13 protein-coding genes are annotated in these 14,974 nt (G+C 47.5%); 8 read left to right on the forward strand and 5 right to left on the reverse strand.

What is annotated here, in order from left to right:
- The first annotated feature begins 119 nt into the window (after positions 1-119).
- Complete coding sequence (yjeH, locus tag AC0VXX_RS01445; protein WP_475515601.1) at positions 120-1,385, forward strand: L-methionine/branched-chain amino acid transporter; 1,266 nt, start codon at positions 120-122, stop codon at positions 1,383-1,385.
- Positions 1,386-1,481: 96 nt separating this feature from the next.
- Here the strand turns inward: yjeH and AC0VXX_RS01450 are convergent, their stop codons facing one another.
- On the reverse strand, positions 1,482-1,931 hold the full coding sequence (locus AC0VXX_RS01450) for a tellurite resistance TerB family protein (RefSeq protein ID WP_475516905.1): 450 nt from the start codon (positions 1,929-1,931) through the stop codon (positions 1,482-1,484).
- Positions 1,932-2,028: 97 nt separating this feature from the next.
- Complete coding sequence (locus AC0VXX_RS01455; RefSeq protein ID WP_475516906.1) at positions 2,029-2,547, reverse strand: DUF2780 domain-containing protein; 519 nt, start codon at positions 2,545-2,547, stop codon at positions 2,029-2,031.
- 164 nt (positions 2,548-2,711) lie between these two features.
- Between AC0VXX_RS01455 and AC0VXX_RS01460 the strand changes: the two genes are divergently transcribed.
- Together AC0VXX_RS01460 and AC0VXX_RS01465 are read left to right on the forward strand one after the other, a co-directional pair.
- The gene (locus AC0VXX_RS01460) at positions 2,712-3,425 is read left to right on the forward strand and encodes a hypothetical protein (RefSeq protein WP_475515602.1); all 714 of its coding nucleotides are present in this window, start codon (positions 2,712-2,714) and stop codon (positions 3,423-3,425) included.
- A gap of 59 nt (positions 3,426-3,484) precedes the next feature.
- Entirely contained in the window at positions 3,485-4,909 is a 1,425-nt protein-coding gene (locus tag AC0VXX_RS01465) for a DUF4145 domain-containing protein (protein ID WP_475515603.1), read from the forward strand.
- A 58-nt stretch (positions 4,910-4,967) separates the two neighbouring features.
- Here AC0VXX_RS01465 and AC0VXX_RS01470 read toward each other — a convergent pair whose 3' ends face one another.
- A complete protein-coding gene (locus AC0VXX_RS01470) occupies positions 4,968-5,306 on the reverse strand; it encodes a hypothetical protein (protein WP_475515604.1) in 339 nt (112 codons plus the stop codon).
- Positions 5,307-5,435: 129 nt separating this feature from the next.
- Positions 5,436-6,431, reverse strand: coding sequence for a LysR substrate-binding domain-containing protein (locus tag AC0VXX_RS01475; protein ID WP_475515605.1), 996 nt, complete (start codon positions 6,429-6,431; stop codon positions 5,436-5,438).
- 119 nt (positions 6,432-6,550) lie between these two features.
- Between AC0VXX_RS01475 and AC0VXX_RS01480 the strand changes: the two genes are divergently transcribed.
- On the forward strand, positions 6,551-7,753 hold the full coding sequence (locus AC0VXX_RS01480) for a multidrug effflux MFS transporter (protein WP_475515606.1): 1,203 nt from the start codon (positions 6,551-6,553) through the stop codon (positions 7,751-7,753).
- A gap of 121 nt (positions 7,754-7,874) precedes the next feature.
- On the opposite strand, the gene AC0VXX_RS01485 is transcribed toward AC0VXX_RS01480, so the two are convergent.
- Positions 7,875-8,762, reverse strand: a complete 888-nt coding sequence (locus tag AC0VXX_RS01485) for an IS982 family transposase (RefSeq protein WP_475514308.1) — start codon at positions 8,760-8,762, stop codon at positions 7,875-7,877.
- Positions 8,763-9,025: 263 nt separating this feature from the next.
- Between AC0VXX_RS01485 and AC0VXX_RS01490 the strand changes: the two genes are divergently transcribed.
- Genes AC0VXX_RS01490 through AC0VXX_RS01505 form a run of 4 tightly spaced genes read left to right on the forward strand, consistent with a single transcriptional unit; the run spans position 9,026 to position 14,876 of the window.
- Complete coding sequence (locus tag AC0VXX_RS01490) at positions 9,026-11,482, forward strand: type I restriction-modification system subunit M (RefSeq protein ID WP_475515607.1); 2,457 nt, start codon at positions 9,026-9,028, stop codon at positions 11,480-11,482.
- Positions 11,482-12,525 (forward strand): PDDEXK nuclease domain-containing protein, encoded by a 1,044-nt coding sequence (locus AC0VXX_RS01495; protein WP_475515608.1) that lies wholly within the window; start codon positions 11,482-11,484, stop codon positions 12,523-12,525. Before AC0VXX_RS01490 ends, AC0VXX_RS01495 begins: the two co-directional genes overlap by 1 nt.
- Positions 12,518-13,861 (forward strand): restriction endonuclease subunit S, encoded by a 1,344-nt coding sequence (locus tag AC0VXX_RS01500; protein WP_475515609.1) that lies wholly within the window; start codon positions 12,518-12,520, stop codon positions 13,859-13,861. The genes AC0VXX_RS01495 and AC0VXX_RS01500 overlap by 8 nt, the downstream gene beginning before the upstream one ends.
- Positions 13,854-14,876 carry a virulence RhuM family protein gene (locus AC0VXX_RS01505; RefSeq protein WP_475515610.1) on the forward strand — a complete coding sequence of 341 codons (1,023 nt, stop codon included), beginning with the start codon at positions 13,854-13,856 and terminating at the stop codon, positions 14,874-14,876. The genes AC0VXX_RS01500 and AC0VXX_RS01505 overlap by 8 nt, the downstream gene beginning before the upstream one ends.
- The last annotated feature ends 98 nt before the right edge of the window (positions 14,877-14,974 follow it).

A 14,974-nucleotide genomic window follows, 5' to 3' on the forward strand; every position in this document is an offset into this window, starting at 1 on the left:
AAAGGCAAAATGACGTCAAAATGGCGGTCGCCATAGGAACATCGACGCAATGCTATGACAGTTTGTTGCGTCACACAAGTCTATACTAATGGCCATTAACCACCTTTACAGATAACAAGATGACTCATATTCAAGGCAGCATAGGGCGTTGGCAGGGTGCAGGTTTAATGGCCACCACTTTGCTGGGTACCGGGGTATTTATTTTACCGCAGATGACGATTGATACCGCGGGCACGGGCGCCATACTTGCGTGGATATTACTGACCTTAGCCATTATTCCGGTGTCGCTGGTCTTTGGCCGATTAGCCGGCATCTTTCCTCATGCGGCGGGGCCGGCTTACTTTATTGAAAAGGCGTTTGGCCGCACAGCAGGGCGCACCATAGGTTTGATTTTTTTGTTGGTGATCCCTTTAGGGGCGCCGGCGGCGGTGTTAATGACATTTCAGTTTGTTAATGAGTTGGTGTCCCTGTCTGGCTGGCAGCAAGTGTTCACTGAGTTGGGATTACTCTTGTTGCTTTTGGTCTTGAATCTTAGGGGGATCCAAGTCTCGGCTAAGTTGCAGTTTGCACTAACGCTGGCCATTGTGACCGTGGTGGTGGTGATGTTTGGCGCCGGTGGCAGCCACCTTGGCGAATTTGAATTGGCAGCCCATCAAGCGGGCGGCGATATGAGCCTAGTGATGGCGGCCGCCGGTATCGCGTTTTGGAGTTTTTTAGGCATCGAAGCCATGACACATCTAGCCAATGATTTTAAAGATCCTAAGAAGGATATGATGGCGGCGATGATTATCGGTACCGTCTTGGTTGGCTTAGTCTATGTGGCGTGTACGGCGTTGTTACTGTTTGCGCCGCCCACTGATGGCCTTGCTATGGTAGCAGCATTTGATCAATTACTGGGAGGCTATGGCGCACAAGTGATTGGCATATTAGGTATTGCCGGTGGATTATCGACCGTTAATGTGTATACCGCCAGTGTGTCTAGGTTGATCTGGAGCTTTAGCTGTGAAGGGGTGTTACCACGTTATTTTATGCAGTTAAATACCCATAGAGTGCCAGTGCGCGCACTGATAGCGGTATTGTTGACCATGGCGCTAGTGATTGTACTGACCTATCTTTCGGGGCAAGAGCTGGAACACCTGATTGCTTGGACTAACGGCGTATTTGTGATTATCTATCTGGTTTCTATGATGGCGGCGGTCAAACTGCTGAGTAAACGTTACCTGCCACTGGCTCTGATGGGGATACTGTTTTGTTTGCTGATGATGCAGGCGCTAGGCAATAACATGTGGTACGCCACAGGCTTAGTATTGCTGGTGGCGCCTTTATTGTGGTGGCAAAAAAGTCATCTGGCACGTAAGTTAGCCCTTAGCTTAAATAAGCCATAGGCTATTCAAGCTAAGGGCTATTAAATCAACGGGGCTATTAAATCAACGGGGTTATTGAGTCACCGCGAGGTTATCTCAAGCACATTTAATCAATGCTTATAGCTGGTTTATCGCCGCATTGCGCATCTGGATAAGCTCACTGTGTTTAAGGTGTAGCAAGTCTGCGGTGCGGCGCACTATCTGATCTTCATAACGGCACAGGTGACCATCGGCATAGGCCAGCTTCCACATGGCTAAGATCAGCTGCTGTTTTTCCGCTAAGTTGAACTGCTGGTTAATCTCTGTGGTGAATTCATACAGTGAGGTGGCATCGTTATGATTTGCCTTCGCCGTTGCTATCAGCTCATCAACCTCGCCTGGCGCTAACGACAGCGTGGTGGTGAGCAGGCTGGGTAACAGATGCAGCTCTTCATCACTCAGGGTTTCATCGGCATAAACCACTTCCAGCAGTAAGCTGACCGCTGCAAGGTTAAGATGTTTGGCTTTTTCTTGCGGTGATACCGCTTGGCGCTCAGAAGCGAGCAACTGTTTTAGCTTTGCTATCATCATGATTCTCTTTTACTGCCTTGATATCGGTTAGAGCCCGATAATAGAGAAGAGTTCACCATAATAACAAAGCTAGGCTTGGGCGTGGAAGCTGCGGCTACAGGATTGCACCGAGCCCTTGCAGCAGCAGATCGCTGGTACCTGCGCCGGCATTGGTGTCTAAATAACCTTTAACAATATCCACCATCGGCATGGCCAGCTGTTTAGAAATACCTAACTTTTCAAAGGCATCATAAACCTGTGCGCCACCTTGCAACGACGCTCCCAGATCGCCAGCCTGTGATAATAAGCCCGACATGCCCGAGCCGCTATCGGTTTGAGGTGCGGCGCCAAGTAACATATCTGCGCCCGGGATCGCCGCGGCAATCGGCGCAAAACTGTCGTTACCTAAAGTGGATTTCGCTAAGGAGAGCAGGCTGCCAAGGCCGCCTTCTGCTTGGTTTTGGTTGAGCCCGAGCTGCAACATGACAGTGCCAACCAGATCGTTATTTTGCGTCTGTGGCGCCGTTACTTGGGGTTCGGTTTTGTTGCTTAAATTATCGAGCCAGCCAGCGTGAACCGGGGCGTTGAAAGCGAGGGTACTGAGCAGTAACGGTATAACCTTGAAGAGCTTCATCACTTACCATCCTTTGGTAAATCAATTTAATGTGGCGCTAATATTAGCCTAAGTCGGCCAAGATTTCGTCGCTATTTTTAGACATCAGTTGTGCATTAGATAGGAAATTTCGGTATCCTGTGCGACCTAATTAGTTGGTTTATCATTATCTATTGGAACGACCTATGTCATTATCAGCGATTTTGACCGAAGCATATAACTTCTTTCGCAATCATATTAGTCAGTTAGCTATTTTAACCGTGCCTATTTTGTTTATTCAGGTGAGTATTCAATTATGGCTGGGAATGGAGATCAACAGTGCCGATTTAGAGAACCCACAGTTTGGTGCGTCTCATATGGTCGCTATGATGGTGTTGCTATTGGTATTTTCGGTGTTGATTGCATCGTTAACCCTGTTTATGGAAGTGAGATCCAATGGCCATGAGCCATCTAATGCCCTGATTTTAAAAACCAGTTTAAACTTTGTGCCGGGATTATTGCTGGCGGGTGTGATGTCAGGATTACTGATTTTAGCCCCGGTGATGTTGTTTGCCGCCTTTGGTCCCTTATGGCTAATCGGCTTGACCTTGAGCATCTATGTATTTGCGCGCCTCGCCTATGTTAACTTCATGGTGGTGGTTGAGCGATTAACGCCGCTTGAGGCGATTAAAGGCAGTTTCAAGTTTAGCTCTGCTATCGCCTTTAAAACGTTACTGGTATTAATGCTGTATATTCCCTTGTCTCTGCTGGGTGGCACCTTGTCGCAACTCGCCTCAGCAGTAGGCTTTCCGCTGATGTTGGTGGTCGAGGTGAGCGTGGCATTTATTGGGTTATTTGTTAACGTTGCGCTGTTTCGCTTATACATGGTGTCGCGTCCTAGCGTCGATGAGCACGTGTAGCGAGTGTTTATATAAGGGCCTGATAGGCCCTTTTTTGTAAGTTTTACGGAGTGTATGCCGTGCTGACCGATATCGAACTCGTGAGCGAATTTTCTCAAGTGCTTGGCGAAGATTATCGTATCGCCAAGAGCTACGTACGTGATGTACCTACCCAAGCCTTGCTGCATATCCGCAGCTTTACTCACAAATTGACCGACCAGTTAGCGCAGTCGCAGCAGATTATTTTTGATAGCCCTAACCTCTATGATCATATTGAGACCCTAAATCGCCATCGAGTGATCAATGTGCGCATCACTCGAAGCCTGCATCGGCTGCGTGGTGATGGTAATCGAGGTGCTCATCCAGAAAAATATCACCTAACCGCCGAGGCGCTGCAAGAGTTGGCGCAGCGCTCAATTGAGCGTTTACTCAAGCTGGTGGTTGAGCTGTTTCCTATAGTGCACCAACGGCCAGCCCCTGAGTATCAATTTGAACCATTTGATTCGATTGCTGGTCGCGACTTATGTTATCGGGCGATCATGGAAAATGACCATCAGGCCCAGTATTTGGTGGGCATGTCGTTAAAAACTCGCGCGCTGATGCAGCGTGAGCAAGAGCAAGCACTAGCCGAGCAAGATGATGAGCCCAAGGTTCAGCATCAACGCAGTACCGACAGCTTTAAGCAAGCCGCCTATTGGTTTGCCCAAGCGGCGCCTCACCACCCCGAGGCCTTGTATGAACATGGGGTTAGCTTGCTGCACGGTTATAACGGCGAGCCAGATGCCAGCGCTGGCGAAACCGCGATCATCGGCGCTGCCAAAGCGGGTGTCGCCAATGCCATGGCTTTGTTAGGTTATTTTTACTTGGTGGGGGGCGAGCATATTGAGGTTAGCCATAGCGATGCCTTGCACTACCTGCAGGCGGCTGCGGCGCTGGAGCAGTCGGAAGCGATGGCCAATCTTGGGGTACTCTATTATCAGCAAGGCGATTATAGCCAAGCCTATCATTACATTTCGACTGCTGCTAACGCAGGTTTCCCCCATGCGCAGTATCATTTAGCCTTGATGTTGGCCCGAGGCGAGGGGTGTGAGCCCGACGCATTAGCCAGTCAGCATTGGATGGCCGAAGCGGCCGAGCAAGGTCAGCTCGACGCCATGTTGAATCGAGCACAGCAGATGCTCAACAACGATAATGCTCTGGGTGACGATTACAGTGTGGCCGAGCGTTATCTGCGCCAAGTGGTTAAATATGGCCACAGTGTCCCGGCCATGATTGAACTGAGTATCGCCTTAGCCGATGGTGTTTTAGGGCGTATTGATGTCGTGGGATCGGCGGCACTGCTTAATATGGCGCGCGCCCGTGCTAATGAACAGGAACTAGCGGTGATCGCGCCGTTATGGCGCTCATTGGTGGCGCAAATCGACAATGTGTTGGCGGTAACGGATAATCAGGCCGAGGTCTCGGCGCTAGAGCGGGCGAAAGAGTTGTTAGCTGAACCGATTTAAGCGGGTTTGCTTGCCCTATATAATCTAGCTGAGGCCAATGGCCTCAGCTAATACAAGCTTACTCGTTGGGGTTGTGGTCGAAGGTGCGGCCTTGGCGCGGCGTGGTAAATGGCGCCTGTTGCTCGAAGTATTCCGCTTGGGTATGGCGGCGCTGAGCCTGATGAGGCATCTCATCTTGTGCTGGCGAATACTGGCGAAACTTAGGCAGTTGGCGCTTTAAAAACAAGCGACCAAATACGCTGAGCAACACCAAGCTCACCGCCGCGATTAAGATGATAAAGGGCAGCGCTAGCAAGACCAATGTCATCACCACTAAACCGATAGCAAATGCTAACCACCCTTTGATTCCAGTGAACCTATGTTGCAAAGGTGTTTGCTGAAATTGATGATAAATCATAGTTTCTCCTGAATTTGCTGTGGCTTGATTCTGCCCACTTAGGCGGCAGAGATCACGTTAAATTAGCTTAATCTTAGTGTCAGCCACACATCGGTATGTTGGCTTGCTCGCTAAAAAACTGATGATAAACTAATCAGGCTTAACCGTTGCTGAATTATCCTCATTGGCTTGATTAAACGCCTGCGCCACACTCTTACAGATGGTTTCTCGTATCCATTTGTGTCCCGGCTCCTCATTATTACGCTCATGCCAAAGTAAGACATAGGCTAAAGGAGAAAATGCCACAGGTAGGGGTAATTCCACCAAGGGATAGAGTTTCTGGGCGTGACTGGCAAAGCTCGATGGTAGGGTAAAAATAAGGTCGCTATGGGCACAAACGCTGGCGGCACCATAAAAGTCCGGCACTGTGGTACTTAGGTGGCGACGATGGCCTTTTTTAGCTAAAAAGTAGTCGAGAGCCCACCACTCATTGCCCTCACAGCGCACCTGCACATGCGACATCTCTAGATAGACGGCCAAGCTCCAGGCGTTACTGTTGACCAGTGCGAGAATCGGATGTCCTTGGCGTACAAGGCAAACCTGATGATCTTTAAACAGGGTTTGATAGGCGATACCCTCGGGGAGGCGGTCGATAATCAGATCCGATTGCGGATTAAGGTCGCGGCCAGTAATGCCAAAATCTATCTGCCCTTGTTGCAATGCCGGCAGCGATTTTTCCAGCCAGAGGTAGGAGTCGAGCCGTAAGTTGGGCGCATTATTGAGCAGCGGGCCGATAAAATAGGGGATCAGGGTTTCGTAGGCGCTTTCGACCATGGCGAAGGAAAATTGTCGATTACTGCTAGCGGGCTCAAAATTGGGTGGCTGAGTCAGTTGATAAAGGCCTTGCAACATAGTGGGCAGTTGCTGACCTAGGTGCATCGCATGGGCGGTGGGTTTTAAACCGTGAGCGGTACGAATAAACAGTGGATCGCCTAAGGCATCTCGTAAGCGATTTAAGCTCTTACTCAAGGCCGACTGACTCACATGTAACCGATTAGCGGCGCGGGTAACACTGCGCTCTTCGAGCAAGACTTGCAGCATCACCAATAAGTTAAGATCGATACGGGCCAAATTGTCGAGATTCATAAGATATTCCTTAAAGGAAATTAGCTTTTGAAATTATACCATTTCTATTCATAACATCACTCGCTTAAAATGCTCGGCTTGCATATTTCCGATTAACTTACAGAGATTAAAGAAACCTCATGCGTCGTAATTTGTTACCTATTTTAATGATGATGGTGGTGCTTAGCCCACTGGCCATCGATATCTACCTGCCTTCTATGCCAACCATGGCGGCAGAATTCGCCGTGTCGGCTAGTCAGGTGCAATCGACCTTAGTGCTGTTTTTATTTGCCATGGGCGTGGGGCAGATCCTCATTGGCCCGTTAGCCGACCGCTACGGTCGTCGCCCTGTGGCGCTGGGCGGTATTTTGCTTTATATCGCCAGCAGCTTAATGGCTGTGGTGGCGATGGAGTTTCATTGGTTGCAACTGGCTCGAGTGCTACAAGGGTTAGCCGCCTGTTCAACCTCTATTGTGGTCTTTAGTGCGATCCGCGATTGCTTCACTCCCAAAGAAGGAGCGCGTTATTACAGCTATATTAATGGTGTTATCTGCGTGATCCCAGCGTTGGCCCCGACCTTAGGCGGCTTGCTGGCCTTACAGTTTGGTTGGCGTTCGACATTTCTATTTATGACCTTGTATGGCTTATTGATGATGGTGCTGGTGAGCTATCGCCTGCCAGAAACTCGTCCTGCTAACACGGTCACCACAGGACCACTGTATCGTTGGGCTCGTTATAAGCCGATTTTACGCGAACCCCATTTTCTGTTTTATGCGGTGGCTTGTATGGCGGGGATGGCCTCAATTTTATGTTATGTCTCCTATGCCCCGGTGTGGCTTATCGAGCGTTTAGGCGTATCAGAGTTGACCTTTAGTGGTCTGTTTGCCCTCAATGCCGTGGTCAACATCATTGCCTGTTTTGCTGCCCCAGCGGTGATCAGCCGTTTGGGTAATCGCCCCACCGTTATCCTGGCGCTATTGGCGTTATTAGCTGCTGCGGTATTGGAGTTGGCGATGCAGTTTGTTGGCCCACAAACCGGCTTGCCTGCGGCGTTTGGTTTTATGTTACCCATGATGATGTTGTGTATTGGTTTTGCGCTATTACTGGGCCCAGCTACCAGCATGGCACTCTCGGCGTTTGGTGAACGTGCAGGGACAGCCGCTGCGATGTTAGGTTTTATTCAGATGAGTGGCGCCTCGGTCATCGCTGGACTGGTGCAGCAAACAGACTTAAGCGCGCCATATGCGGTGATTGTGGTGACCGGCGGGTTGTCGATCTTACTGCTAGGCATGATGGCGATGAGTCGGTTCGATAATTGCCATCAAGAGCAGCACGCCCACTAATGTGTCTATGTCCGTGGCGCCAAAAGTAGCCAAGGGCAGATAACGAATAATGATAACCTAACCCTTTTGCCTGCGCTGAGTGACCTAAAGCGCAGGCTTTTTTAATTAACCTCAGATCGGTTTAACGTAACACTGAAATCACGTTGAATTCTGCTGATGTAATATTGAGTTGTGGCTTATTCTCTTTGAGTTGATAAGCCACTAAACCACCTATCACATTAAGCATGAAACCATGTACGCTGCGGTGCCGTGTATGCTCTATTTGTGAGATGTTTTTTAGCTGGTCATTGATTGTTTCGATAATAAATCGTCTAGAAAGCATGGCTCTATCCCATAATGATAAAGCCTTTGCTTTCATATTTTTACGCACGTTATTAACGATAGTTACCCCACGTTCTAATAGGTCGCCTGCTAACGCTTTGCCGATATACCCCTTATCAGCATAGAGTTTATCCATTGATTCAACGACCATATCTTTTACGGGTTTCGTGTCATGAACATTCGCAGGTGTTATTTTGGCTGCAACGATGCCACCTCGATGGTTCACAATAAGATGAAGTTTAAAACCATAGAACCAGCCCATCGTGCCTTTTCCTCGGCTGGCGAGACCTGCTAGCGTTTTATGCCTTGGAATTCGTAAATTATGACAAACCTTAATGCTCGTTGAGTCAACGAACTCGATGCCTGTCGGTTCGCTTTTTAAAGAGGAAAAATAACTGCACATTGGAATGACTGCACTCGGCATGACTTCAAGAAATCGAGTGTAGCTGAGTAAGTTTGGAAAATCAGATTTGTAGAAACGAGCCAGATATCCTGTGTAAAAATTCTTGAAGTCACGATGATTAGACATATGGAAGGCGATGATAATTGTCATAATTTCACTCATCGTCATTCTGCCTGCGCGCTTACGCTTGCGAGTTCCATCGGTTAGGCACTGTTGTTCCCATTGAGGAATAAAAGCATTACAAAAATCATCGACATCACAAAATACATCCACTAAATTATTCATATGCCCTCTGCGTGATTGATTAATCTTGGTCGAGAGATCTGATCACAAAGAGGGCTATTAGTTCAATTTCTTATCCCGAGTTCAGGTTATTTATCTAACTTTCCGTATTGGATCGTTCTAATTGACATAAAATTAAGATAAATCAAACAACTTGTATCCCTTCATTGCCCCACCAGCGGCAACACCGTAGAATCGTCACCCATATCAATCAATACCAATCAATATAAGTCGATACGAGTTAGCGGCTTTTTATGAGTGATCAAATGACTAATACTAATTTCTCTTCTACCGCAGCCTTCATTTGGTCGGTCGCTGACCTGCTTCGCGGTGACTTCAAGCAATCTCAATACGGGCGCGTGATTTTGCCATTCACCCTGCTTCGCCGCCTTGAGTGTGTGCTGGAAGAGACTAAAGGTGCGGTGGTAGTAACGGCCGAAAAAGTCAAAGCCATGAACCTCCCTGAAGAGGCACAAGAAAAGCTAATCATGCGCGCCACTCAGTCCCCTAGTAACGATAAGGGCTTGTCATTTTTTAATACCTCGCCAATGGATCTTGGCAAGATGGGGCAAAAGGACATTAAGGCGAACTTAGAGACATACATTCAATGTTTCTCTGCCGATGCCCGCGAAATCTTCGAGCACTTCAAGTTTGATGAGTTTGTCGGGTTGCTCAACGATGCCAACCTGCTTTTTAAAGTGGTGAAGAAGTTTGCTACGACTGACCTAAGCCCAAAAGCCGTTTCAAACCATGAAATGGGCTTAGTGTTCGAAGAGTTGATCCGCCGCTTTGCCGAAAGCTCAAACGAAACGGCAGGTGAGCACTTTACCCCTCGTGACATCGTTCGCTTAACGACTTCGCTGGTGTTTATGGAAGATGATGATGCCCTGACCAAGGAAGGTATTATCCGCACCATTTACGACCCGACGGCGGGCACTGGTGGCTTCCTATCCTCAGGTATGGAATATGTGCATGAACTAAACCCTAATGCCGTTATGCGCGCCTTTGGTCAAGAGCTCAACCCAGAGTCATACGCTATCTGTAAAGCCGATATGCTGATTAAAGGGCAAGACGTTAGCCGTATCAAGCTGGGTAACACCCTGTCTAACGATCAGCTTCCCGCCGACAAGTTTGACTACATGCTGTCTAACCCGCCGTTTGGGGTCGATTGGAAGAAAATTGAAGCCGAGATTAAAATTGAGCACCAAGTTAAAGGCTTTGATGGCCGTTTTGGTGCTGGGTTACCTCGGGTATCAGACGGCTCGCTGCTGTTCTTGATGCACCTTATTAGCAAGATGCGTGATACACATAACACCGATGGCAGCGTTAATGCTGGTGGCCGTATTGGTATCATCTTAAACGGCTCTCCCTTATTTACGGGCAGTGCGGGCAGTGGCGAAAGCGAAATTCGCCGTTATATCCTTGAGGCTGACTTACTCGAAGCCATCATCGCACTCCCCACAGATATGTTCTACAACACAGGTATCGCGACTTACGTTTGGGTACTCTCAAACAAGAAAGCCTCAGAACGTAAAGGCAAGGTGCAGTTGATTGATGGCTCAAACCTCTGCGGTAAAATGCGCAAGTCGCTTGGCTCTAAGCGTCACGTCATGAGTGAAGACGACATTAAAACCATTACCCGTGCCTTCGGCCACTTTGAGGTGATTGATGCCACCTCACTGGCTGACATGGGGCTTGATAAGCCTGCCGAGGTTAAAAGTAGCCGTGGTCGTCAGGCTGCTAATCCAAAAGCTGAAACAACAAAAACCTTTGCCAGTAAAATCTTCAATACTTATGAATTTGGCTACCGCCGTTTAACGATTGAGCGCCCGCTGCGCTTGTCGGCGCAAATTACCGATGCCGCTATTGAGTCGCTGCGTTTTGCACCTAAGCCGTTAAATGCCGCAATGGTGGCACTGTATGAGCAATTCGGTGCGCAGTGGATTGAGGATGATGCTGATTTAAACAGCTACGGCCAATTGGCTGAGGTTGAAGTTGAAGCTCGCGCCATGATCAAGGCCGATTTCCCCGAGCTTAAAGAAAAACAGATTAAAGATGTGTTGGAGCCAAAACTTTGGTTGTGGCAACAATCATTGATGAACGATGCCAAGCGGCTTCAGCAAGCCATTGATGCTCATGCAGGCAAAGCGCTAGGCGGAACGCATCAACAGTCAGACGACTTCAACGAGTTTGAACTGACGCTCAAAGGCGCGTTTAAAGCCACTGGCATTAAGCTCGACACTAAACAGAAAAAGCAGTTTATCGATGCCATTACGTGGAAAAATCAACATGCCGCGCCTGTAGTTAAAAAGGTGGTTAAAGACGATGCACAGCCATTATATGGCGCGTTTGAGTATCAAGGCACTGTCAAGGGCTTAGTCGGACAAGTGGTTGAATACCAGCAAGATGGCGACTTGCGTGATAACGAAAACGTACCCCTAAGCGGCGCATATCAACAAGGTTGCCGCACCCCAAGTATAAGCACCGCTGAGTTGATTGAAACTTACTTCACTAAGGAAGTCGCCCCCCATGTGGCCGATGCGTGGATCAACGCCGACAAGCGCGATGAAAAAGACGGTGAGATTGGCATTGTCGGTTACGAAATTCCCTTTAACCGCCATTTCTACGTCTACCTGCCACCGCGTGAACTAGAAGCCATCGATGCGGACTTAGATGCCGTGAGTAGCGACATTATGAAGTTGCTGCAAGAGGTACACTCGTAATGAGCGACAAACACCCAGCATTACTGCAAAGTGCAGAATACAAGCAATGGCTAATAGAGCTTAAACATAAGGTTGCATCAAGCCAGCAAAAAGCCGTTGTTAAAGTCAATACCGAGCTTTTAACCTTGTATTGGCAATTAGGCGAAGAGATTGTAGCCCGCCAGCAGCAAGCCGCGTGGGGCGATAAGTTATTAGCCCAACTCAGCCAAGATTTAATGGCCGAATTTCCACAAATGAAAGGCTTTTCACAGCGCAACCTAAAATACATTCGCCAGTGGTATCAATTTTTCTCCAGTGATGCAATTGGGCAACAGCTTGTTGCCCAATTAGTGCAAATCCCTTGGGGGCACAATATTCAAATTATCAGCAAGTGCAGCACCACAGCCGAGGCCGCCTATTATGTCAGTAACACACTCGCACATGGCTGGAGCCGTAATGTGTTAGTGCATCAAATTGAAAGCGACCTGTGGCAGCGCGACGGCCAAGCCTTGCATAACTTTGAGCAGCGTTTACCTGCCGCGCAATCAGAGTTAGCCATTCAAACCTTAAAAGACCCGTACATTTTTGACTTTTTAAGCCTTGCCAAAAATCATTCAGAGCGAGAATTAGAGCAAGGGCTGGTTAAGCACATCACCCAGTTTTTACTCGAACTGGGCGCAGGCTTTGCCTATATCGGCAAGCAATACCCGCTGCAAGTGGGCGAGCGTGACTTTTATATCGACCTATTGTTTTATCATGTGCATTTACATTGCTACATAGTGATTGAATTAAAGCTGGGCGACTTCGAACCTGAACACGCAGGCAAGCTGAATTTTTATATTAAAGCGGTTGATGAGCAACTTGCCAAAGCAGGCGACGCGCCCACCATTGGCCTGTTGCTGTGCAAAACCAAAGATAAGTTAGTCGCCGAATACGCCCTCAGCGGCATGGACAAACCCATGGGCATTGCCGAGTATCGCTTAACCCAACAGCTTCCTGATTCATTGAAAAATGAACTGCCCAGTGTAGAGGCGTTAGCGCAGTTAGGGGGCAGCCATGAGTGAGTTAAAGGCTAGCAAGTATCAGGTGTATCCTGAGTATAAGGATTCTGGCGTTGAGTGGTTGGGTAATATTCCTTCTTGTTGGAAAACTGTTCCTGTTAAATATATTGCTGATTTGGTTAGCACTGGAGGAACCCCCAAAGATCACACTTCATTTACAGATGAAAAGGAAGTTCCTTGGTTTTCACCGAGTGATTTTCATAATGGTTACAATTTAGGGGTAGCTAATAAATATGTTACTTGGGAGTCAGTAAAAGCTAAAGATTCAAAGCTTTATAAAGCTAATTCAATATTAGTTATTGGGATTGGGGCAACTTTGGGAAAAGTAGCCCATTGTTCGACCCCTTTTTCCTGCAATCAACAAATTAATGTCATCAGCCCAAGTAATCGTGTGGATGATTTCTTTCTAATGTATTCGCTTTCAATACAAAGCGAGCAAATGATTCAAAACTCAAATTCCTCCACCATAGGAATCATGAATCAGGAGAAAACCAAAGATCTTATCATCGTTTTGCCTGTAAAAGTTGAACAAACTCAAATCGCCAACTTCCTCGATCACGAAACGGCCAAAATCGACACGCTCATCGACAAACAGCAACAACTGATAAAGCTGTTAAAAGAAAAGCGCCAAGCGGTGATTAGCCATGCAGTGACTAAAGGCCTCAATTCACAAGCCCCAATGAAAGATTCAGGTGTCGAGTGGTTAGGTGAAGTGCCAGCGCATTGGAGAGTTTCTAGTCTTGGGTACTACGCTTCATTAAATACAGGAGCAACTCCAGATAGATCTAACTCGAGCTATTGGTCAGGTGAAATACCTTGGATCAAAACTGGGGAAGTCAATTATGAAACTATTTATAACACTGAAGAAACAATTAGTAGCCTAGCGGTAAAACAAACATCTGTTCAATTATCCCCTCCGGGAACATTATTAATGGCGATGTATGGTCAAGGTGTGACTCGTGGTCGTGTGGCTCTCCTCGGTGTTGCTGCTACTTACAATCAAGCTTGTGCTGCAATTACGACGAACAACCTTCTGTGGAATGAATATTTAAAAATGTTTTTTATTGCTGGTTATCACGCGATACGTGATGGAGGCAATGAAACTAGCCAAATGAACCTTAATGCAGATATTGTACGAAAGTTCACAGTGACTATTCCACCCAAAATAGAACAAGAGTCGATTGTTCGCTATTTAAACAATGAAATGCCAAGGTTAGATGTTTTATTAAAGAAGGCTGATAAAGCTATTATTTTGATGCAAGAACGTCGCACTGCCCTCATCTCTGCCGCTGTCACAGGCAAAATCGACGTGCGCCATTGGGAGCAATCTAATGACTAACGAGATTACGCCGCCGCTTGGGCAGTTTATTTTATTTGAAACGGACGCAGGCCAAACTAAGGTCGAGTGCCTTGTTGAAGCCGAGACGTTATGGCTGACTCAGGCTGATTTGTGCCAGCTGTACGGCAAGTCAAAAGCGACGATTAGCGAGCATATTAGCAATATCTTTAATGAGCAGGAATTGGCTGAAAATGCAGCTGTTCGGTTATTCCGAACAACTGCCGAAGACGGCAAAAACTACAATACCAAACACTATAGTTTGCCGTTAATTATTGCCGTCGGTTACCGCGTGCGCTCTAAGCAAGGCACCCAGTTTCGCCAGTGGGCCACACAAACATTGCAAGCCTATTTAACCAAAGGCTTTGTTATGGATGATGAGCGCCTGAAAAAACCCGATAACATGCAGTATTTTGACGAGCTGTTAAACCGCATCCGCGATATACGCTCGTCAGAGAAGATATTTTGGCGCAAGGTATGCGACATCTACGCCACCAGCATAGATTACGATGGCAAAGCACAAACCAGTGTCGATTTTTTTGCCAAAGTGCAAAACAAAATGCACTGGGCGGCCCATGGTAATACCGCCGCAGAGCTGGTGTTTAAGCGTATCGATGCCGACAAACCTCACTTGGGCTTAACCAGCTTTGCGGGCGCAGAGCCGACTCGTAAAGACGTAGTTACAGGCAAAAACTATTTAGACGAAAAAGAACTCGATACCTTAAACCGACTGGTTAACTCCTACTTAGAATTTGCCGAGCTACAAGCCCGTAACGGCAAGCTAATGAAAATGGCCGACTGGGCCAGTAAGCTAGACGACTTTTTACGCCTAAGTGATTATGACGTACTTAGTCATGCAGGCCAGATTTCGCAAGCACAAGCCACTGAAAAAGCTAAACAAGAATACGATAAATACCGCAGAGTCATTGATGCCCAGCCCTCAAAGGTGGATGTCGATTTGGCTAATGCGCTAAAGCAGCTGCAAAATAAACCATCGCAGGATAAGCCCAATAATTAATAACCTTAATCACTTTGGCGTTATCAGCTCAAAGGTTTAATTAGGCCGCAGTGGTAGCTAGGCCATAGGGCCACAGGTTAAATAAGTCACCTATAGGG

The organism is Shewanella sp. QJM3NY_23 (assembly GCF_056173105.1).

Coding starts and splice junctions, on each gene's coding strand:
- AC0VXX_RS01485 (WP_475514308.1), bottom strand. CDS start 8,762: ATGAATAATTTAGTGGATGTATTTTGTGATGTCGATGATTTTTGTAAT.
- AC0VXX_RS01450 (WP_475516905.1), bottom strand. CDS start 1,931: ATGATAGCAAAGCTAAAACAGTTGCTCGCTTCTGAGCGCCAAGCGGTA.
- AC0VXX_RS01455 (WP_475516906.1), bottom strand. CDS start 2,547: ATGAAGCTCTTCAAGGTTATACCGTTACTGCTCAGTACCCTCGCTTTC.
- AC0VXX_RS01505 (WP_475515610.1), top strand. CDS start 13,854: ATGACTAACGAGATTACGCCGCCGCTTGGGCAGTTTATTTTATTTGAA.
- yjeH (WP_475515601.1), top strand. CDS start 120: ATGACTCATATTCAAGGCAGCATAGGGCGTTGGCAGGGTGCAGGTTTA.
- AC0VXX_RS01475 (WP_475515605.1), bottom strand. CDS start 6,431: ATGAATCTCGACAATTTGGCCCGTATCGATCTTAACTTATTGGTGATG.
- AC0VXX_RS01460 (WP_475515602.1), top strand. CDS start 2,712: ATGTCATTATCAGCGATTTTGACCGAAGCATATAACTTCTTTCGCAAT.
- AC0VXX_RS01500 (WP_475515609.1), top strand. CDS start 12,518: ATGAGTGAGTTAAAGGCTAGCAAGTATCAGGTGTATCCTGAGTATAAG.
- AC0VXX_RS01490 (WP_475515607.1), top strand. CDS start 9,026: ATGACTAATACTAATTTCTCTTCTACCGCAGCCTTCATTTGGTCGGTC.
- AC0VXX_RS01495 (WP_475515608.1), top strand. CDS start 11,482: ATGAGCGACAAACACCCAGCATTACTGCAAAGTGCAGAATACAAGCAA.
- AC0VXX_RS01470 (WP_475515604.1), bottom strand. CDS start 5,306: ATGATTTATCATCAATTTCAGCAAACACCTTTGCAACATAGGTTCACT.
- AC0VXX_RS01480 (WP_475515606.1), top strand. CDS start 6,551: ATGCGTCGTAATTTGTTACCTATTTTAATGATGATGGTGGTGCTTAGC.